We start from the raw sequence: 20,897 nt of genomic DNA on the forward strand, positions 1-20,897 counted from the left end.
CGGGACGGTTCGGGTCCAGGTGGCCGGGGTTGGCCGGTGCGGTGCCGTCGCCGGAGCCACCGGAGCTGGTACGAACCCGCGGCGGCGGGGTGGCCTCGTTCCGGACGTCGGCGTTCGCGGGCGACTGCGACTGCCCGTGCCCGCCCGTGCCGCCGCTGGTCGCGGTCGAGGGCACGTGCAGGGGCGGTTCGGCGCTCTCCTCGACGACGGTGGTGCGGTGGTCGGGGCGCTTGGGCGGCGGATTCGGCTTCCCGGTGCCGTCCTGGCCGCCGGCGTCCGCGGAGGATGTCGCGGTGGCGCCGCGCTCCCCGCCCTCCACCGGCTTCCCGTCGCCGTTCGGGCTCTTGGGGCCGCCCGTGGTGGCGCCGCCGGGCCTGGTGTTCCCGGGCCCTCCCTTCGTGGGGGTCTCGGACTTCGACCCGTTGGAACCGGCGGTCTCCTCGCCACCGGACTGGGTCTTGACCTGCCGGTAGGGGGCCTTCAGGTCCAATCCCCCGTCGACGGAGGAGTTGAAGCCGCTCTTGCCCTCGGGGCTGGCGAGGGCGCCTTCGGGGGACAGCGTCTCCCCGAGGATCTCGCTGATGTGTCCGGGCCGGCGCACCGGGAACGACACCGGGTGGCCGCCCATGGTGCTGATCACCGCGAGGAAGTTCAGCGGGTGGAAGGTGCTGTAGTACTCGCCGTTCTCCTCGATCCGGGAGCTGTCCAGGCTGCGGACGAAGTCCGCGTACCGGGCGGTCAGCGGCGAGGCGAGGCCCATGATCATGTGGTGCATCCCGGACATCATGAAGCCGCCGACGAAGCTCATCCCGTTGGCCTGCCACTCACCGTTGTAGATGGTGTTGTAGATGCCCTCGGTGAGGTACTGGTTGACGCCCGACTCCAACTGGCCGCCCAGCATCTGCCCGACGTGGAACCACTTGTTCATCGTGTTGATGCCGCCCGCGAGTTCGGGCATCTTGTCGACCAGCATCTTGAGTTCGGGGGTGAGCGCGACCAGCTTGCTGTCCTTCTTGGCGAGGTTCTCCAGGGCCTCGGTGAGCGCTTCCCGACTGGCCTGCTTGGCCACCGTCTTGAGCGAGTGCTCGGCGAACTGCCGGCCGATCTGCTCGCCCATCTCCCGGGCGAACTTCTCGCCGATCTCGGTGCCGAGCTCGGCCACGAAGAGGTCGCCGAGCTGGCGCACGAACTTCTCGCCCATCGCGGCGCCCGTGCGGCGTCCGCCCTTGAAGCCCTTGGCCAGGTAGCCGGCGTTGTCCTTCAGGAGCTTGGAGATGCCGCCGGCGAAGCGTTCGGCGGCCTCGTTGCCGAGCAGCCGGCCGACGTCCTCGCCGGCCTCCTTGCCCGCCCCCTTGACGGCACCGCCCGCGGCCCCCTCGCCGAGCCCCTTGCCCAGGTCCTTGCCCAGTCCCCCGGCCAGGTCCTTGCCCACACCGCCGGCGATGTCCTTGCCGACGCCCCCGGCCAGGTCCTTGCCCAGTCCCCCGGCCAGATCCTTGCCCAGTCCCCCGGCCAGGTCCTTGCCGACGCCACCCGTCAGTCCCTTGATGACGTCGTCGAGCACGGTCTTCATGAACAGCTTGCTCAGCCCGGCGCCGAGCAGCTTGCCCAGGCCCTCGCCCAGGATGCTGAGCGGGCCGCCGATCGCGCCGCTGATCGCGCCGAAGATCGCGGCCTGCTTGGTGAGGTCGGTGTCCCACTCGTGGCGGTCGCCGCGGTTGAACTGGATGCCCTGGATGATCGCGTCCAGCAGCAGCCCGCCGATGATGCCGCCGAAGGTGTGCATCACGATCAACTGGACGAGTTTCTTGACCAGTTGGAGCAGGAACTGCCGGGTGAGGATCTTCTGCCACTCCAGCTCGATGAGGGAGGCCCCGCCGGTGAAGACCGACCAGGCGATGGCGATGGCGATCTCCAGCAGCAGCTGGACGAGCTGGCCGATGGCCATCCACTTGGTGTACTCGACGCTGAGGGCGACCTTGTTGGCCAGGTCGGCCAGCTGGGTGCAGAGGTCGTGGGTCTGGTCGAGGGGTCCGGGCTGGCTGTCCGTGCCGACGAACTTGCTCCACTCCTTGCGGAAGGCGTCGGCGGTCTTGCCCTCGATCCGCTGGTCGCAGTTCTTCACCGCGTCCTGGATGTAGCCGGCCAGCTTCGGCAGGTCGTCGGCCAGGGCGAGGTAGTCGTCCCGGACGTCGCGCAGCAGCCCCTCGTCGGACTCCGGCCAGGGCATGCCGCTGATGATGTGGAAGAACTGCGCCAGGCCCGGGGAGACGTGGATCGAGGAGTGGGACACGGCGCGGGGCCTCCGGGGACGGAGCTGACGGCAGGGAAGGGCTGGCGGTGCGACGAGGGTCGGGCGGACCCGGGCGGGCGGGTGCTACGTCGCCAGGTCCACGCCGTGCTGGTCGGCGGCGTGGAAGAGGGTGACCGTGTCCTGGCCGTGCTTGGCCATCGCGTCGATCTTGGCCTTGATGCTCGTCGTCAGCCCGTACAGGTCCTCGGCCGGCTTGTCGATCTTGTCGTGGTACTGCTTGCCGATCTCGTCGCCGCCGCCGGCCTTGACGTTCTTGGTGTGGATGTCCTCCATCTCCCCGGAGATCTTCCCGACCAGGGCGGACACCTCCTCGAAGTTGCTGAACGCCTTCCTGGCGTCGGCGTCCAGGCGCAGCGTGTCACCCATTGAACTCCTCCTGCCTGGCGGACTTGGCGGCCCGGCCGGCGCCGGGGCGCATCGCGGTGAGCGGGGCGAGCAGCGTCTCCAGGTCCAGGCTGGTGCCGGCCGCGAACGGGTCCTCGTCGCCGCGCTCGCCGGTGAAGTTCATCCGCAGGCTCTGGCCGACGCCCTCGAAGCCGCGCATCTCGGCGGTGATCCGCTCGCCCATCCGGGCCTTGGCCTCGTTGAGGACGTCCTTCAGCAGGGCGCTCAACTCGGCGGGGGCCATGGACTGGTAGGCGGTGGTGTGGAAGTTCAGCGCGAGCAGTTCGCCCTGCGGGCCGACCTTCGCGGTGACCATCCGGTCCTTGCTGGTGGCCTCGGCGGTCATCGCCTGCATCCTGCGGGTGGACTCGGCCAGTTTGGCCTGCTGCTCCGCCAAGTCGGCCAGGGCCTGGTTCAGTTGGTCCTCGAACGCGTACGACATGCCTCTCCTGTTCCGGTCTGCTTCCTTCGGTGGGTCAGCGGCCGATCACGCCGCTGACCGCGCCCGTGTCGGTGCCCCACACCTCTTCGTCCTCGGCCAGCCAGGTGGTGCGCTGGCGGGCCTTCTCGCCCTGGCCGCCGGCCCCCATACCGCCGCCCATCGGCGGCGCCATCGGCATCCCGCCGCTGGTGGACACCGACTGGCCGCGCATGGCGGCCTGCTCCTCGGCGGCCAGCGCGGCGGCCTTCTGGGCCGCGGCCTTCTCCGCGGCGGCGCTCTCGGCGGCGGCCGCGCTCGCCGCGGGGCCGGACTTTCCGCCGGGCCCCTGGGCGAAGTTGTCCTCGACGCGGGGGCCCAGACCGGCGCCGGAGCCGAGGATGCGGGGGCCGGAGGCGCCGCCGGAGCCGGTGGACGCCGCGGCGCCGCCGCCGGAGCCGAGGCCGCCGAAGAGTCCGGGCAGGGGGGTGAAGGAGCTGCCGGTGCCGGTGCCGGAGCCGAGGTCGACCGTCCAGGGCGTGGTGTCGCCGGAGGACCCGTGCGGGAAGCCGCCGAGTCCGCCGAGGCCCCCGGTGCCGCCGGTCCCCCCGCTGCCGCCGCTGCCCATCGAGTTCCAGGCGCTCTGCAGGTCGCGGGAGCGCTGGAGGTAGTCGGGGATCGGCTTGCCGTCGGCGCCCAGCAGGGTGCCGTCCTGGGCGATCGAGCCGCCCTTCTCCAGGACGTACGGGTTGCCGTCGGCGTCCAGCACGGGCTTGCCCGCGGCGTCGACCACCGTGCCGTCCTCGCGCACGGTCGAGCCCTTGGGCACCTTGGCGTTGGCGCCGTAGACGCCTCCGCCGGTGCCGGCCGGCACGTTCGCGCCCGGGGGGACGACGATCGGCTTGCCGTCCTTGCCGAGCACCTCCTTGCCGTTGGCGTCGTAGACCTTGCCGCCGTCGCCGATGTAGCCGCCGGGCGGCAGCAGGATCGGCTTGCCGTCCTTGCCGAGGAGGACCTTGCCGTCCTTGTCGCGGATCGGTGTACCGGCGCCGCCGATGCCCCCGCCGCCGCCGATCCCGCCCCCGGTGCCGCCGGTGCCGCTGCCGCCGATGACCGGCGGCGGCGGGGGGCCGCCGAGGCCGAGGTTCTGGTGCTTGCCGCCGCCCGCGCCGCCGGCCCCGCCCCCGGCACCGCCGTCCTGCGGGTTGGGCACGTCCTTGGGGTTGGGCACGTCCTTGGGGTTCGGGACGTCCTTGGGGTTCGGGACGTCCTTGGGGTCCGGCGCGTCCTTGGGCGGGAGCGTGAGGTTGACCGGCACCAGCCCGAAGTACAGCTTTCCGATCAGCGGCTGGTAGGAGGTCCCGAGGTCGGTCATCGTGGCGTTGCCGGGCACGTCGAGCATGGTGGACACCTTCTCCAGCCACCGGGCCTTGGCCCGGGCGTCGAGCGCGGTGTAGAAGGCGTCGGTGCGCGGGTCGCCGAGCTCGGTGGTGTAGCTCCAGCCGTCCTTGCTCCCGGTCCAGGTCGGCGGGCTCTTGGCCATGACCTCCGTCAGGACCTCCAGGATGCACTGGTACGGGAAGCCGACCGCGTACCAGTTCTTGCGCGCGGTGTGCAGCGCGTCGATGGTGACGCCGATCTGGTGGGCCGCCGTCTTCAGCATCGACGCGTAGTCCGTCGCGGTCAACTGGTTGTTCAGGTCGTCGAGTTCGTAGGCGAAGCGCTCCAGGAGCATCTTGAACTCGCCGGCCGCGTCGCCCTCCCAGCTGCTGTCCGGCGCATTGATCTTGGTGGCCCACTCATGGGCGTCCTTGCTCTGGGCGGTCAGCCACTTCTTGGTGTCGTCGATCGCGGTGGAGGCGGCCAGCAGGCTCTGCGGGTGGATGACGTCGTTGCCCTTGGTGCTGACGTTGTTCCCCGTCAGCGCGTCCGCGTCGGGCAGGATCGGCAGCAGGATGTCCTCGCCCTGCCAGTTGAACTTGGACAGCGGGCCGGTGGGGTCGTTGCCCCACTTCGAGTAGTCGATGTGGATCGAGATCAGGAAGTGGTGCGGGTCGTACCCGTTGATGAAGTTCATCACCCACCAGACGTCGGCCGGGCTCCCGTCGGCGCCCGTCTTCTGGTTGTTCGGGTTATTGCTCTTCAGGCTGTTGTCGAAGTACCCCGTCTCGTTGGTGAGCTTCCCGGTCAGCCACGGGGCGGCCTTGGGGCCCGCGACGTCCGCCCGCTTGACGATGTCCACCGGCGTCTTCTTGGAGTTGAAGGCGGCGAGGATGTCCTCCCAGGGGATGGTCGCCTGGGAGGGGGGCGGGGTGGTCACGGGGTTCTCCAGTGGGATCGGGGGTGCGGGGATCGACGGGCCGGCGACGGGCCGGCGACGGGCGGGCGGCGGGCGGGCGCTACGGACCGGCCCCGCCGCCACCACCCCCGCCACCGCCACCACCGCCACCACCGCCACCACCGCCACCGCCACCGCCACCGGCGCCGATGACGTCCTGGAGGATCTGCATCATCTGGGCGGCCGTCAGGGCGTCCTCGTGCGCCGCGTCCATCTGCTGCAGGAACGACCAGATGTCGTCCTGGGCCTTGGCCAGCTGCTGGTGGAACTTCGTGAAGTCCTGCAGCACGCTGCCGGCCAGGTTGGAGGCGAACAGGTCGTGCAGGTGGATCCCGCTCTCGAACTGCCCGGTCAGCAGCTCGGTGAAGAGGGCGTCCTTGCCGACCCCGCTCTTGCCCGCGAAGGCCATCATGGCCTTGAAGCCGGGGTCGTTCTCCAGTCGGGTCAGGCAGGCCGCCAGGACCTTGTACGCGAAGTCCTTCAGGTCGTCGTGGTTGACGCTGAGAGTGGCGACCTCCGTGGACGGCGTGGTCATCAGCCGATGCCCGCCGCGCCGCCCGCGTCGGCGGCGCGCAGCAGGCCGTGCATCTCACGCAGGATGCCGGCGCCCTGGACGATGTCGGTGTTCATCTCCTTGTTCTGGGTGGTGAGGGTGGTCTGGAAGGTCTTGGCGGCGGTGGCGAGGTCGCCCTGGAGTTCGTTCTGGGCGGTCTGGACGGCCGTCTCGAAGTCGGTCATGGCGGTGTGCAGGGCCTGGCCGGCCTGTTCCAGGGCGTCGGCCGCCTCGTCGATGTTGGCGTGGTGGAGCTTGATGGTGCCCATCGGTGGTCCTCCTCGGTGGGGTGGTCCGGATGTCTACGGATGTCTGCGGATGTCTGCGGTGGTTCAGGGGTTGAGGGTGTAGCGGATGTTGTCGGAGATCCCGGAGCCCCCGCCCCACTGGCCGGTGAGGCCCAGGGCCTCCTCGTGGGCGGTGTTGATCTTGCGGTGGCCGGCACCGAACGCGCCGTGGAAGGTGTCGTAGGCCCCCTGGAGCTGCTGGTACCGGCCCAGCCAGTCGTTGATCTTCTGCTGGTACTGGGTGCTGCAGGCGGCCTGGAAGTACTTCTGGACCTCGTCGTTGACGTCGGTGACCTGTGTGGCGGCGCGCTTCATGATGCCGAGGTGGTGCTCCAGGCTGGCGAGGATGCGCTGGACGGAGGCGTCGTCCGTCTGCAGGCTGGGGGTGGTCATTCGGGGGCTCCTGTCCATCGGGCCCGGGGCGTTCGCCGCACCGGGTTCATTTCAGGTCAACGGTCCTGCGGGAAGTACGGGTTCAACCCGGGACGTACGGGTTCAGCGCGGGCACTGCGGTCCCGGCGGCGCGCCGGCCGGGGTGGCGCCGGTGAGGGCGGCCGGGTCGAGGCTGGGGCCGGTGGGCAGCAGGGCCAGCAGCGCGGCGGGCACGCCCGCGGGGGCGACGGCGCCGTAGCCGAGCTGTTTGGCGACGGCGGGTGAGGCGAGCGGGTACTTCGCCCCGTTGTCGGTGACCAGGTAGAGGGTGGCTCCGGTGCCGGCGGTGGACAGGGCGCGCACCAGGGCGCCGCCGCCGGGGCGTACCGCGATGGTGTCGGCGGGGGCGCAGGCGGCCTCGATGCCGGGCTGGGCGGTGGGGGCGGGGCCCTGGACGGCGGTGTCGTCGACGAGGGCGAGGGTGGTGGTGGGCCCGGGGGTGCCGGGGCGCAGTTCGGCGCAGACGTCGCGGCCCTGGGGGGCGGTGAGGAGTTCGGGCACCGTGGTGGGCAGCGCGGTGGTGGCCGGGGCGGGGGCGGGGGGTGCGCTGTGGGCGGCGAGGTCGGCGGCGCCGATCGCGGCGGGGGTGGCGGCGGCGCCCTGGTAGGCGCTCTGCTGGGTTCGGGAGTCGGCCAGCAGCAGGTGCAGGGTCATCGGGTCGAGCGGGGTGAGTCCGGCGGGGGTGAGCAGGTAGGGGTCGCCGCCGGGGCCGGTGAAGAGCTGTCCGATGCGGGTGGGACGGGTGGCGAGGTCGGGGCCGGGGGTGCCGCGCTGGTCGATGTCGGGGGCGGCGAGGTCGGGGCCGGCGGGCAGGGCGTCGAGGAAGGCCTGGGTGACGGGCCGGGCGGTGACGGCGGCCTGGCCGAGGGCCTGGCGGGCGCCGGTGCGGGTGTCCAGGCGCAGGCGGCGGCCGTGCCACAGGAGGTGTTCGGTGCCGTCGGGGGCGGCGACCAGGAGGGCCTGGTCGTCGGTGAGGGCGGTGCCGTGGGTGGTGGGGTCGATGGCGAGGGCGAGTCGGGGTTGGCGGGTGCCGGCGGGGCCGGGGCCGGGGGCGGTGGTGGCGCAGGCGAGCCAGGGGGCGGGGGCGAGGCGGTCGACGTCGGGCAGGCCGTCGGGGGCGCCGAGGATGCCCAGGGGGGTGCCGCGGGGGGTGTCGGCCAGGGAGCGGACGCTGACCTGGTCGACGGTGAGCTGGTCGCCGGCGAGCAGGCGGGCGGTGGTCTCGTTGAGCAGGGGGTGGAGGGCGCCGTCGAGGTAGAGGTAGCGGGCGCCGTTCTCCTTGACCAGGACGAGGGTGCCGGGTTTCTTCCAGCCGGTGGCGCCGCCGGGGACGACGACGCCGTAGACGGCGGCGATCAGGCAGGCGAGGGCGGCGATGACCAGGCCGGTGGCGATGCCGCGGGAGGTGCGCCCGGTGGGGGCGTCGGGGGCGTCGGGCTCGCCGCGGAGCATGCCGGTGGCGAGGCGGCCCATCACGAACAGGTGGGCCTGCACCTGGTCGCGCTTCGACTGCATGGTGGTGGTTCTCCTCGGTGGCGGGGCTCGGGGCGTGCGGCGGGTACGGGCGTGCGGCGGGTGGGGCGGGTGCGGGGTCAGCCCGCGAGGGCGCGCAGCGCGTGGAGGGTGCCGGCCGCGGCGAGGGCGAGCGGCAGGATGCTGACGGCGGCGAGGGTGTGCAGCAGGTCGGCGGCGCGGCCCCAGTAGGGCAGCAGGCGGCGGCCGGGGACGGTCCAGGAGGCGGCGGCCAGCAGGGCGGCGGTGGAGAGCAGGGCGGCGAGCAGCCCGATGCGGGCGGCGGGGTCCAGGTCGAGGGCGAGGTGGGCGGTGAGCAGGGCGGGGCCCAGGGCGCCGGGGAGGAGGACGGCCAGGCGCTGGGGGGTGGAGCCGATGCCGCGGGCGTGCAGCAGGAGCAGTAGGGACAGGGCGCAGGTCAGGGCGGTGGGGGCCCAGCCGTCCTGGGCGGTGAGGGTGGTCAGGCACAGGGCGAGGACGGGGGCGAGGGCGAGGTGGAAGGCCGTCAGGAAGCCGTCGGCGACGGTGCTGCGGGTGCGGACGGTGGTGGCGGGGACGGCTTCGATGCCTTCCTGGAGTTCCTCGGCGTTGCGGGGCAGGGCGGGCAGGCGCAGGCCGGACAGGCGGAAGCACAGGCCGGGCAGGAAGGCGGCGGTGGCGACGGGGGCGACGGCCAGGGCGGCGGCGGTGGCGGGCGGGGTGAGTCCGGCGAGCAGCAGGGCGCCGGCGGCGGTGGTGTGCAGGGCGAGCAGGAGCAGGCCGAGGAAGAGCGGGGCGGAGCAGCCGACGGCGGCCAGGGCCAGGACGGCGGCTCCGGCGCCGGCGCAGCCGCCGGCGAGCAGGCGGGCCCCGGTGGCGGAGGGGCCGGTGGCGGTGGTGAGGAGGGCGCCGGCCAGGGCGAGGTAGGGCACGGCGGTGGCGCCCAGGGCGGTGCCGGCGCCGGCGTCGCCGACGGCGCGGGAGGCGCTGAGGGCGCCCAGGAGCAGGAACAGTGCGGTGACGGCGGCGGCGCCGGCGCGCAGGTGGGGCGGGCCGGGCAGGAGCAGGACGGCGAGGCCGCCGGCGAGGGTGGTGACGGCCAGGGCGAGGGTGGTGTGGTGGGTGAGGGCGGGGCGCCAGGTGTCGGGGCGTTCGCGCATGCCGGTGGCGAGGCCGTCGGGGAGGTCGTCGTAGTGGACTTCGGGCAGGGGGTCGCGGCGGGGGCGCAGGTGGAGGTCCTCGCCGTCGCGCAGGCCCAGGGCGTCGGCGCCGAGCTCCTCGTCGAGGGGGGCCTGGCCGAGGCGTTGGAGGATCCAGCCGTCGTGTTCGGCGCCCTGTTCGTCGAGGTCGTCGCCGGCGTGGTCGAGGACGGCGGGCAGCAGGTCGGCGAGGGGTATGTCGGCGGGGATGACGAGTTCGAACACCGCGTCGGGTGCGTGGAACCTCAGTCGGCACAGTCCGGTGGCTGCGGTCCCGTTGGCGCTCCCGTTCAAGGTTCTCCTCGTGTCCGTGCGGTGGTGACCGCGCCGCCTGCGGGGGCGGTTCCCCTCTTGGGGCACGGGCGGCGGCGGGTTGGGGGTTCAACCTGCGGCGGGAACGGTTGAACCCGGTGCCCGCCGCGGCCCGTCGTCCTGAAGGACGGCGCCCCGGACGGCGGGGCTCTTCGCGGCCGTCCCCTGGTGCGAGGAGCGCTTTCGTTGAGTGTGGTGCTGGTCGACCGTCCGCCGCGGCGCCCCGGGCCGGCGATGCCCGACGGCGAGATCCAGTTGCAGGAGCCGCCGGTCCTGCCGGAGTCGCAGAGCGGCATGTCGAGCATGATCACGATGGCGCCGATGGCGTTGAGCTCGCTGTCGATGGTGTTCGTGTTCCTGCGCCCCGGTGACGGCGGCGGGATCATGACGTACGTGGCGATGGGCATGATGGGCCTGTCCGCGGTGGGCATGCTGGTGACCTCGCTGATCCGCGGCTCCAGCGACCGCAAGCGGGAGTTGCGGGCCGAGCGGCGGGACTACCTGCGCTACCTGGCGCAGATGCGCCGTCAGGTGCGCGGGCACATCGTGCGCCAGCAGGAGGCGCTGGCCTGGCGGCATCCGGCGCCGGGGTCGCTGGCCTCGTTGGTGCGCACCTCGCGGCTGTGGGAGCGGCGCAGTGCGCACCCGGACTTCGGCGACGTGCGGGTGGGGGTGGGGCACCAGCGCCTGGCGGTGCGGTTGGCGCCGCTGGCGACCAAGCCGGTGGAGGACCTGGAGCCGTTGTGCGCGCACGCGTTGCGCCGCTTCATCCACGCCTACGGCACGGTCGCGGACCAGCCGATCGCGGTGTACGTGCGCGGGTACGCCCAGGTGCTGGTGCGCGAGGGCGACGGGGACGGCGGGGGCGACGGGGAGGCGGCGCGGGCGCTGGCGCGGGCGATGCTGGCGCAGCTGGCGCTGTTCCAGGCGCCGGACGAGCTGCGGATCGCGGTGGTGTGCGACGCGGAGCGGCGGGGGCTGTGGGAGTGGGCGAAGTGGCTGCCGCACGCGCTGCACCCGGTGGACACCGACGCGCTGGGGCCGGTGCGGCTGGTGGCGGGGTCGGTGGCGGAGCTGGAGCAGGTGCTGGGGGCGGAGTTCGCGGGGCGCGGGCCGTGGGAGCCGGACGCGCAGCCGGGCCGGGACGAGCCGTTCACGGTGGTCGTGCTGGACGGTGTGCCGGTGGGTGCGGGCAGCCGGGCGGCGCTGGCGGGGTGGCGCAACGCGGTGCTGCTGGACCTGGGCGGGGCGCTGGAGTGGAAGCCGCTGCGCCACCGGCTGAGGCTGCGGATCGAGGAGGGCCGGCTGGCGATGGTCGGCGCGGACCGCAATCACCGGGACGAGGTGACGGAGCTGGGGCGGGCGGACGCGCTGTCGCTGCCGGCGGCGCGGCGGCTGGCCGGGCTGCTGGCGCCGTACCGGATCGGGGACCAGTCGGAGACCGGGGAGCCGCTGGCCGGGGATTTCGACCTGGTGTCGCTGCTGGGCATCCGTGATCTGCACCGGCACGACGTGGCGGACGGCTGGGCCGGGCGCGGCGCCGGCGACCGGCTGCGGGTGCCGCTGGGGATCGCGGGGGACGGCACGCCGGTGGAGCTGGACATCAAGGAGTCGGCGCAGGGCGGCATGGGGCCGCACGGGATGCTGATCGGGGCGACCGGCTCGGGCAAGTCGGAGCTGCTGCGGACGCTGGTGATGGCGCTGGCGCTGACCCACTCCTCCGAGGTGCTGAACTTCGTGCTGGTGGACTTCAAGGGCGGGGCGACGTTCCTGGGCCTGGACCGGCTGCCGCACACCTCGGCGGTGATCACCAACCTGGCCGACGAGGCGGCGCTGGTGGACCGGATGCGCGACGCGCTGCACGGGGAGCTGGTGCGCCGTCAGGAGCTGCTGCGTTCGGCGGGCAACTACAGCTCGCTGCTGGAGTACGAGGCGGCCCGGGCCGGCGGGGCGGTGCTGGAGCCGCTGCCGACGCTGTTCGTGGTGGTCGACGAGTTCTCCGAACTGCTGGCCGCGCACCGGGACTTCATGGACTTGTTCATCATGATCGGCCGGTTGGGGCGGTCGCTGGGGGTGCACCTGCTGCTGGCCTCGCAGCGCCTGGACGAGGGGCGGATGCACGCCCTGGAGTCGCACCTGTCGTACCGGATCGGGCTGCGGACGTTCTCGGCGATGGAGAGCCGGGGCGTGCTGGGGGTCCCGGACGCGTACCACCTGCCGTCGCAGCCGGGCAACGGGTTCCTGCGCAGCGACATCGCGACGCTGACCCGGTTCAAGGCGGCGTACGTCTCCGGGGCCTACCGGGCGCCGCGTCCGGCGGCGGTGCGCCGGCAGGCGGCGGCTGGGCAGGTCGCGGTCTACGGCACCGGGTACGTGGCGCCGCGTCAGCCCGTCGCGGTGGCGGCGGAGCCGGAGGCCGAGGAGGTGGCGGAGAGCCGCAGCCTGCTGGCCATCGCGGCCGAGCGGCTCGTCGACGCCGGGCCGCCCGCCCACCAGGTGTGGCTGCCGCCGCTGGGCGTGCCGCCGACCCTGGACCAGCTGCTGCCGCCGCTGGCCCCGGTGGCCGGGTACGGGCTGACCACGGAGGACGATCCCGCCCGGGGCACCCTGCGGGTGCCGGTGGGCGTGGTGGACCGTCCGTTCCAGCAGATGCGCGACCTGCTGAGTGCCGACCTGTCGGGGGCGGGCGGTCACGTGGGTGTCGCGGGCGGGCCGCAGAGCGGCAAGTCCACCCTGCTGCGGACCCTGGTGGCGTCCCTGGCGCTCACCCACACCCCGCGCGAGGTGCAGTTCTACTGCCTGGACTTCGGCGGCGGCACGCTCTCCTCGCTGCGCGGCCTGCCGCACGTGGGCGGGGTGACCGGGCGGCACGACCCGGAGCGGGTGGTGCGCACGGTCGCGGAGGTCAACGCCATCCTGGCCCGGCGCGAGCAGAGCTTCGCCGAGCTGGGCATCGACTCGGTGGCGGCGTTCCGGCGGGCGCTGGCCGAGGGGGCGCTGCCCGGGGAGAGCCACGGTGACGTGTTCCTGGTCGTCGACGGCTGGAACACCGTGCGCCAGGAGTTCGCGGACCTGGCGCCGGCGCTGACCCTGATCGCCCAGCGCGGTCTCAACTACGGCATCCACCTGGTCGTGGGCACCACCCGCTGGGGTGAGGTCACCGGCGCGCTGCGCGACCTGCTGGGCACCCGCTTCGAGCTGCGGCTGGGCGACCCGGTGGACTCCGCGATCGGGATGCGGATCGCGGCGACGGTGCCCAAGATCCCCGGCCGCGGCCTGACCGGTGAGGAACTGCACTTCCTGACCGCGCTGCCCCGGCTGGACGGCAACGGCGGCACCGAGGACCTGGGCGAGGGCGTCGCGGACCTGGTCGACGCCGTCGCCGAGCACTGGCAGGGCCCGCGCGCCCCCGAGGTGCGGATGCTGCCGCTGCACCTGCCCGCGGCGGCGCTGCCCGCCCCCGAGGGCCGGCTGCGGGTGCCGCTGGGCCTGCAGGACGTCTCGATGGCCCCGCTGTGGCACGACTTCGAGGAGACGCCGCACCTGGTGGTGGTCGGTGACAGCGAGGCGGGCAAGACCAACCTGCTGAAGCTGGTCGCGGCGGGCATCACCTCCGCCTACCGGCCCGACGAGGCGCGGATCATGCTGGTGGACTACCGGCGGGTGCTGCAGGGCGCGGTGCCGCAGGAGTACCGGCTCGGGCACGCGGTCGCCGTGGACGTGCTGCGCCAGATCGTCGACGGCGCGGCGCGGGCGATGGCCAACCGGCTGCCCGGACCGGACATCCCGCCGGAGCGGCTGCGGCTGCGCGACTGGTGGGAGGGGCCCGAGCTGTTCATCCTGGTCGACGACTACGAGCTGGTCGCCGGCTCCCCCGGCGGCATGGCCGCCCACCCGTTCGCGCCGCTGCTGGACTACCTGGCGCAGGGCTCCGAACTGGGCCTGCACCTGATCGTGGCGCGCAGCGCCAACGGCGTCGGTCGGGCCTCCTCCGACCAGCTGCTGCGCAAGCTGGAGGAGGTCAACACCCCGGCGGTGCTGCTGTCCTGCCCGCCCAGCGAGGGGTTCCTGTTCGGCAACACCAAGCCGCGGGTGTTCCCCCCGGGGCGGGCCCTGCACATCACCCGGCGCCGTACGGTGCAGGTGCAGACCGCGCTGGTGGACGAAGCGGACGGCAGCGGTGGGGGCGGCAACAGCGCTGAAGGGGAAGGGGGTTCGGGCCGATGAGCACCGTCCAGGAGGCCACCGGGGCACGGCGTTGGCTGACCCGCCGCCGCGCCGACAGCGCCGCCGGGGCCGACACCGCTCCGGTGCCCGCGGCACAACTGCACGAGGTCGGCCCGCACTTCGTCATCGCGCCGGGCTCCCCGCACGGCCCGGACCCGGCGGCGCTGCCCGCCGCGCTCACCGACGCGCTGGCCGCGCTCGCGCCCGTGGTCGGCACCGTCACCGTGCTGGCCGCGGCCGCCGACGCCCAGCCCGTCCTGCTCGGCCGGCTCGACGAACTGGCCCGCACCGCCGCCGAGCGCAACGCCGCCACCCTGGTCCTGGCCGCCACCGGCCTCGCGGCCGCACCGGAGTCCGGGCGCCGGCCCGCCCAGCGGATCGCCGAACTGGCCGCCACCAGCATCGTGGCCCCGGACGGGCAGGTCACCCTGCGCCCGGACGGAACGCTGCTGACCAGCGGGGCCACCGACACCGAGCCGTCCTCCTGGTGGCTTTTCACCCCGGACGGGCGCACCCGCCGGCTCGGCGCGGTGTGGCCGCTGCCGGGGACGGGCGCGGGGGCAAGGGCGGGTACGGGGGCGGGGGCGGGAAGGGCGAAGGCGGTGCAGGCGGCTCCCGCGAACGTGCCCGCGACCGCGGGCGTGCCGGCCGTGGTCGCTGCCGCGCCCGAGGTGCCCGCCGGGTCCGCCGTGTCCGCCACGGCGGGCGAGCCGGTCCCGGCGACCCCGACGGCCCCGGCGGGCGAGCCGGTCCCGGCGGCGGCACGCCCCGTAGCGACGGTGTCCGAGGTGGCGTCAGCAGCCGGGTCCGGTGGGCCTGTTACCTCGCCGGCGCCCGTCCCGGTGCCCGCCGTCCCACCCGCGCCCGCGCCCGCTGACCCGGCCGATCCCCGGCTGACCGTGCTGCCGCACGGCTTCTGGTTCCACGGCGCGCCCACCGCCGACCCGGCCGTCACCCCGGCCCCGCTGCTGCGGGCCGCGGCGGCGCCCGGCACCCCGGTCCTGGTGGTCGGGCGCCCGGACGCCCCGCTGCCCCCGGCCGACGAGGTCGCCGCCGCCGCGGTCGCCGCCCGGCTGATCCGGCCCGGAACCTCCCCGGCCGACCTGCTGATCGGCGCGCCCTGGGCCGCCATCGCGGAACTCGTCGCCCTGGCCGCCGAGTTGGCGGCCGGGCTGGGCCACGACATCCGGGCGGCCGTCGGCCTGCCGACGCGCACCGCGAACGGCTGGTCCTCGCACGTCCCGGGCACTGACGCAGCCCCGGGCTGGGAACCGTGGCTGACCGAACTGACCGCCTGCCCCGAACTCGGCCGCGTGATCGCCTCCGCCTGGCGCCCCCTGCCCGCCGGCTTCGCGGCCTGCGGCCCCGCGCTGCACCAGGCACCCGTCGCGGGCTGGCGCCTGGAGGCCGTCCCCGCCGGACTGTGGCTGCGCCCCGAGGAGCCGCCGCGCGACCGCGGCCCCCGACTGCTCGACCCCGACCCGGACCGGCCCACCCTCATCGCGGGCTCGGCCGACCGGACGGCGCCCGCCGAGGTGCTCGACGTCCTGGACGACCTGCTGGCCGCCCTCACCGACCCGGGCACCCCGGCCCCACGCCTGCTCCTGCCCGGCGCCCCGGCCCTGCGCCGTCCCCCCATGACCGGCACCCCGGCCGCCGCCCCCGCGATCCCCGACTCCCCCGCCCCCCAGGCCCCGCAGGCCACCCCCGAGGCATCCGAGGTCCCGGACCCGGAGCAGCCGCCCGCCCCCGCCACCGCACCGACGATCGCGATCGAGAGCAACGGCACCCCCGACGGCCCCGACTCCCCCACCCCGCAGGCCTTTCCGATCGCGCCCGCGACGGCACCGGCGGCCCCGACCGAGAGCAACGCCCCCGACACCCCGGCCCCGGCCCCGGCGCCCGAGCCCGAACCCGCCCCGGCCCCGGCCCCGGCCCCCGAACCCGAACCCGAACCCGCCCCGGCACCCGAGCACGCCCCGGCACCCGAGCACGCCCCGGCACCCGAGCACGCCGCCCCCGCCGTACCCCGGCTCCTCGTGCCCTCCGCCGTGGCCGCCGCGCCCGGGCGGGTGTCCACGGCCGCCGAGCGGGCCGCGTTCCGGGCCCTGCTGGGCGGGTACTTCCACCGCTACGCCGGCCGTGCCGAGCAGGCCGCGCTGCGGATGCCCGCGCTGCGCGCGCAGGCCCGTGACGATCTGAAGGACGACCTCGCGGCGGTCTACCTGCACCATGCCGACACCGGGATCCCGGTGCCCCGCGCCGAGTTGGTCGAGGCCGCCCGCCAACCCGGCGCCGGCCAGGGGCCGTTGGCCCCGTACCTGGCCTGTCTGGGGTCCGGGCTGCGCCGGCTGCCCAACCACCGGGGCGCGGTGCTGCTGGGCGCCGAGGCGGATGAGGAGGTGCTGCGCCAGTACGCGCGCGGTGTGCTGCTGGTGGAGCCCGCGCCGGTGGTGGGGACGTCCGAGGCGGAGGTGGCGCCGGGGACGGACGTGGAGTTCCTGGTGTGGTCCGCGACCGGGCGCCGCACGTCGGTGATCGCCGAGGGCGGGGATCCCGAGGTGGTGTTCCCGCCCGGCACCCACTTCCTGGTGCTGGACGTTCTGCCCGGCGGCGAGGAGCGCCCGGCCCGGGTGCTGCTGCGCGAGAGCGCCCCGGACGCCGCCCCGGACGAGGCCGGGGACGAGCAGGACCGGGCCCGGCTGCTCGCCTGGCAGGCCCGCCGCGACCAGGTGCCGGCCGAGCGCCTGCGCGCCCCGGCCCGCCCGGAGCGCCTGCGCCTGACCCCTGGAATCGCCACCCGCTGACGTCCCGTCCGGGGTCGCGCGTCCGACCGTCGAAGCCGTCGGGCCGCCGCCCGGTCGGGCCCCGCGCCGTTCGCGGCGCGGCGTGTACCGCATCCCGGCGCCCGGGGCGCGGCGGCGCGCCCCTGTCGGATGTCAGGGACCGCTGCGGCCCGCGCGTTCCTAGGCTGGCGAGCACTGGCCCCGACCCCACGTGGGGGCCGTTCCACCAGCGAGGGAGAACCCCATGCGAAGGATCACCCGTGCCCTGGCCGCCGTCGGGATCGCGGCGGCCGCGCTGACCACCGCGGGCATCGGCACGGCCGGTGCCGCCGACGGGTCCTGGGCGGGATGCCCGGCCGGCGCCGTGTGCGTCTACCCGCAGGACCAGAACCCCGCCTCCTCGCCGAGCGCGGTGTACTGGTCCTACGGCGCCCACAACCTGAGCGGCCAGTACGGCAACCACTGGGTGCTGAACAACCAGACCGGCGGCGCCCACGCCCACCTGTGCAAGAGCTACGGCGGCGGGGACTGCGTGTACGACATCGCGGCCCAGAACGGCGTCTTCTACGACCTGGGCCCGATCAACTCCATCACCCTCGACCGCCCCTGACGGGCAGTCGGCACGATCCGGGGCGCCCGCCGCATCGGGGGAACGGCGGGCACCCCACCCCTCACCCGCCCCTCACCCGCCCCTCCTCCACCCCCAGCCTCACGGCGCCCGGCCCGGCACGGAGCCCGCCCCGGCACCGCCCCACCCGGGCGGCGCCGGGGCATTACCGTATTGCGCCCAGTTTGGCAAGTGAACACGCCGCCGAGGCGGAAAGCGTTCACGAAGATAACGAATAGCAGCGGAAGGCCCGGAGTCTGGTTTTACTTCTTGACGCCATGTACGCGGCCAGGTTTAACTCCCCCCACCCCCCGCCGCACCGTCGCGGCGTCCCCAGGGAGAGGCAACAGATGAACGCCCTACTGCGTCGCGCCCTCGTATCGACCGCCGGCCTCGCACTGGCCCTTTCCATGACCGCCGCCTGCGGAAAGGCCGGCGGCGACAAGAAGGACTCCGCCGCCTCCGGCGACACCACCTCCATAGGCCTGCTGCTGCCCGAGAACGCCTCCTCCGTACGCTACGAGTCCTTCGACCGGCCCTTCATCGAGGCCAAGGTCAAGTCCCTGTGCGCGAGTTGCAAGGTGCTCTACAACAACGCCGAGGGCAGCGCCGCCAAGCAGAAGCAGCAGTTCGACACCCTCCTCACCCAGGGCGTCAAGGTGATCATCCTGGACGCCTACAACGCCAAGTCCACCCAGGGCTGGGTGCAGGAGGCCGCCGCCAAGGGCGTCAAGGTCGTCGCCTACGACCGGCTGGCCACCGGACCGGTCTCCGCCTACGTCTCCTTCGACAACGAGAAGGTCGGCGAGCTCCAGGGCCAGGCCCTGCTGGACGCGCTCGGGCCGCAGGCGCCCGACGCCAACATCGTCATGATCAACGGGGACGAGGCCGACCCCAACGCCGCCCAGTTCAAGACCGGCGCCCACAAGGTCCTCGACGGCAAGATCAAGAAGGTCGTCTACGAGCAGTCCGGGCAGTGGGACCCCACCGTCGCCGGGCAGAAGGTCGCCGCCGCCGTCACCGAACTCGGCAAGAACGGCTTCCAGGGCGTCTACTCCGCCAACGACGGCATGGCCGGCGCCATCATCACCCAGCTCCAGGGCTCCGGCATCAAGGTGCCCGTCGGCGGCCAGGACGCCGGCCTGGACGCCGTCCAGCGCGTCGTCAACGGCGACCAGGCCTACACCATCTACAAGGCCTACAAGCCGCTCGCCGACAACGCCGCCGAACTGGCCGTCGACCTCCTCCAGGGCAAGGACGTCAAGTCCGTGGCCACCACCACCGTGGACAGCGCCACCGACAAGAGCATCCCCGCCAAGCTGCTGGACGCCAAGGTCGTCACCAAGGCGAACATCGCCCAGACCGTGGTCGCCGACGGCCTCTACAAGGTCTCCGACATCTGCACCGCCGACTACGCCGCCGCCTGCGCCGCCGCCGGCCTCAAGTAGCCCGTCAAGTCACCCTAGGATCAAGGTGGTTCACGTGACAGGCGCGCCCGTCCTCCAGCTGCGCTCGGTCTCCAAGCGCTTCGGCGCCGTCCAGGCCCTCACCGACGTCGACCTCGCCGTCCACCCGGGCGAGGTCCTCGCCCTCGTCGGCGACAACGGCGCCGGCAAGTCCACCCTCGTCAAGACCATCGCCGGCGTCCACCCCGTCGACGAGGGCACCATCACCTGGCACGACAAGCCCGTACGGCTGGCCCGCCCGCAGGACGCCACCGCGCTCGGCATCGCCACCGTCTACCAGGACCTCGCCCTGTGCGACAACCTCGACGTCATCGCCAACCTCTTCCTCGGCCGCGAGAAACGCCGCCGCACCCTGCTCGACGAAGTCGCCATGGAACAGCACGCCCGCGAGCTGCTGGACACCCTGGCCATCCGCATCCCGGACGTGCGCGCCCCCGTCGCCGCCCTGTCCGGCGGCCAGCGCCAGGTGGTGGCCATCGCCCGCGCCCTGGTCGGCGAGCCGTCCGTGGTGCTGCTGGACGAGCCCACCGCGGCCCTGGGCGTCGAACAGACCGCCCAGGTCCTGGACCTGGTGGAGCGGCTGCGCGAACGCGGCCTCGGCGTCATCCTGGTCAGCCACAACATGGCCGACGTACGGGCCGTGGCCGACACCGTCGCGGTGCTGCGCCTGGGCCGCAACAACGGATCGTTCCCCGTCGCCGACACCACCCAGGAACAGATCGTCGCCGCCATCACCGGCGCCGACGACAACGCCCACGCCCGCCGCCGGGCCCGCCGCGCCGAGGAGGAGGACGCCGCATGAGCACCCCCGCCACCGACCCCCGTCTGCACGTGCCCGCCGCGACCTGGGCCGGGCGCGCCGACGCCGCCCGGCGCCGGCTGGCCTCCGGCGAACTGGGCGCGCTGCCCGTGGTCGTCGGGCTCGTCGTCATCGCGATCGTCTTCCAGTCCGTCACCCACCACTTCCTCCAGGCCGACAACCTCACCAACATCACCCGCTTCATCGCCGGCCCCGGCCTGATCGCGGTGGGCGTCGTCTTCGTCCTCATCCTCGGCGAGATCGACCTCTCGCTCGGCTCGGTGGCCGGCGCCACCTCGGCGATCGCCGCGGTGCTCGCGGTGCGCCAGGGCTGGCCCGAGTGGCTGGCCATCGTGGCGGCCCTGGGCGCGGCCTGCGTGATGGGCGTGCTGCACGGCCTGCTGTTCGCCCGCATCGGGGTGCCCGCCTTCGTCGTCACCCTGGCCGGCATGCTCGCCTGGAGCGGCCTGCAGGAATGGGTCCTGGGCGACGGCGGCACCGTCAACAACCGCCACGACGGCATCATCGCCGGCCTGGACTCCACCTTCCTCGGCGACGGCGACATCGCCTACGCCTGGGGCCTGGCGATCCTCGCCCCCGCCCTCTACCTGCTGGCCCAGCTGAGCACCGCCCGCCGCCGCTCCGCCGCGGGCCTGGCCACCCGGCCGCTCGCCGACACCGCCCTGCGCACCGGCGCCCTGGCCGTGCTGGGCCTGGCCGCCGCGTACGCCCTCAACCAGGACCGCGGGCTGCCGCTGTCCCTGGTCGTGCTGCTCGGCGCCGTCGTCGCCACCGACTTCGTGCTGCGCCGCACCCGCTACGGGCGGCAGGTCTTCGCGGTCGGCGGCAGCGTGGAGGCCGCCCGGCGCGCCGGCGTCAACGTCGCCCGGGTACGGGTGTCGGTGTTCCTGCTCTCCGCGCTGCTGGCCGGCCTCGGCGGCCTGTTCTACGCCTCCCAGCAGGGCTCGGCGGACAAGCAACTGGGCGGCGGCAACGTGCTGATGATGGCCATCGCCGCCGCCGTCATCGGCGGCACCAGCCTCTTCGGCGGGCGCGGCAACGCCTGGTCCGCGCTGCTGGGCATCCTGGTCATCCAGTCCATCACCACCGGCCTGGACATGGTGCACGCCGCCCAGGCCATCCAGTACATGATCACCGGCGCGGTGCTGCTGGCCGCCGTCGTCCTGGACTCCGTCACCCGCCGCACCCGGGCCGGCGCCGGGCGCAGGTAGCCGGGAGCCGGGAGCCGGCGACGGTCGTGGGCGGTCAGTGATCCACTGGCCG

15 protein-coding genes are annotated in these 20,897 nt (G+C 74.2%); 6 read left to right on the forward strand and 9 right to left on the reverse strand.

All coding sequences use genetic code 11. From position 1 onward, the window contains the following. The 9 genes from ACZ7BZ_RS27270 to eccD form a co-directional block, all read right to left on the reverse strand. The coding region (locus ACZ7BZ_RS27270) for a WXG100-like domain-containing protein (protein WP_470360628.1) at positions 1-2,293 on the reverse strand (2,293 nt) is incomplete at its 3' end. 84 nt (positions 2,294-2,377) lie between these two features. After that, positions 2,378-2,680, reverse strand: a complete 303-nt coding sequence (locus ACZ7BZ_RS27275) for a hypothetical protein (protein WP_470360629.1) — start codon at positions 2,678-2,680, stop codon at positions 2,378-2,380. Then, entirely contained in the window at positions 2,673-3,140 is a 468-nt protein-coding gene (locus tag ACZ7BZ_RS27280) for a YbaB/EbfC family nucleoid-associated protein (protein ID WP_470360630.1), read from the reverse strand. The genes ACZ7BZ_RS27275 and ACZ7BZ_RS27280 overlap by 8 nt, the downstream gene beginning before the upstream one ends. Before the next feature lie 34 nt (positions 3,141-3,174). Next, positions 3,175-5,436, reverse strand: coding sequence for a WXG100 family type VII secretion target (locus ACZ7BZ_RS27285; protein ID WP_470360631.1), 2,262 nt, complete (start codon positions 5,434-5,436; stop codon positions 3,175-3,177). A 79-nt stretch (positions 5,437-5,515) separates the two neighbouring features. Continuing rightward, entirely contained in the window at positions 5,516-5,989 is a 474-nt protein-coding gene (locus ACZ7BZ_RS27290) for a hypothetical protein (RefSeq protein ID WP_470360632.1), read from the reverse strand. After that, complete coding sequence (locus tag ACZ7BZ_RS27295) at positions 5,989-6,276, reverse strand: hypothetical protein (protein WP_470360633.1); 288 nt, start codon at positions 6,274-6,276, stop codon at positions 5,989-5,991. Before ACZ7BZ_RS27295 ends, ACZ7BZ_RS27290 begins: the two co-directional genes overlap by 1 nt. Positions 6,277-6,339: 63 nt before the next feature. After that, positions 6,340-6,687 carry a hypothetical protein gene (locus ACZ7BZ_RS27300; RefSeq protein ID WP_470360634.1) on the reverse strand — a complete coding sequence of 116 codons (348 nt, stop codon included), beginning with the start codon at positions 6,685-6,687 and terminating at the stop codon, positions 6,340-6,342. 102 nt (positions 6,688-6,789) lie between these two features. Beyond that, the gene (eccB, locus tag ACZ7BZ_RS27305) at positions 6,790-8,241 is read right to left on the reverse strand and encodes a type VII secretion protein EccB (RefSeq protein WP_470360635.1); all 1,452 of its coding nucleotides are present in this window, start codon (positions 8,239-8,241) and stop codon (positions 6,790-6,792) included. A 77-nt stretch (positions 8,242-8,318) separates the two neighbouring features. Then, the gene (gene eccD / locus ACZ7BZ_RS27310) at positions 8,319-9,710 is read right to left on the reverse strand and encodes a type VII secretion integral membrane protein EccD (RefSeq protein WP_470360636.1); all 1,392 of its coding nucleotides are present in this window, start codon (positions 9,708-9,710) and stop codon (positions 8,319-8,321) included. Positions 9,711-9,962: 252 nt separating this feature from the next. Here eccD and eccCa point away from each other — a divergent pair, with 252 nt between their 5' ends. The 6 genes from eccCa (at position 9,963) to ACZ7BZ_RS27340 (ending at position 20,845) form a co-directional block, all read left to right on the forward strand. Continuing rightward, positions 9,963-13,955 (forward strand): type VII secretion protein EccCa, encoded by a 3,993-nt coding sequence (eccCa, locus tag ACZ7BZ_RS27315; protein ID WP_470360647.1) that lies wholly within the window; start codon positions 9,963-9,965, stop codon positions 13,953-13,955. After that, the gene (locus tag ACZ7BZ_RS27320) at positions 13,952-16,762 is read left to right on the forward strand and encodes a hypothetical protein (protein ID WP_470360637.1); all 2,811 of its coding nucleotides are present in this window, start codon (positions 13,952-13,954) and stop codon (positions 16,760-16,762) included. The genes eccCa and ACZ7BZ_RS27320 overlap by 4 nt, the downstream gene beginning before the upstream one ends. Before the next feature lie 223 nt (positions 16,763-16,985). Further along, entirely contained in the window at positions 16,986-17,351 is a 366-nt protein-coding gene (locus ACZ7BZ_RS27325; RefSeq protein ID WP_470360638.1) for a hypothetical protein, read from the forward strand. A 347-nt stretch (positions 17,352-17,698) separates the two neighbouring features. After that, positions 17,699-18,796, forward strand: a complete 1,098-nt coding sequence (locus ACZ7BZ_RS27330; RefSeq protein ID WP_470360639.1) for a sugar ABC transporter substrate-binding protein — start codon at positions 17,699-17,701, stop codon at positions 18,794-18,796. 34 nt (positions 18,797-18,830) lie between these two features. Further along, on the forward strand, positions 18,831-19,616 hold the full coding sequence (locus ACZ7BZ_RS27335) for an ATP-binding cassette domain-containing protein (RefSeq protein ID WP_470360640.1): 786 nt from the start codon (positions 18,831-18,833) through the stop codon (positions 19,614-19,616). Continuing rightward, on the forward strand, positions 19,613-20,845 hold the full coding sequence (locus ACZ7BZ_RS27340; protein ID WP_380454175.1) for a sugar ABC transporter permease: 1,233 nt from the start codon (positions 19,613-19,615) through the stop codon (positions 20,843-20,845). The genes ACZ7BZ_RS27335 and ACZ7BZ_RS27340 overlap by 4 nt, the downstream gene beginning before the upstream one ends. Positions 20,846-20,897 lie beyond the last annotated feature (52 nt).

Source organism: Kitasatospora sp. NPDC036934 (assembly GCF_055608425.1).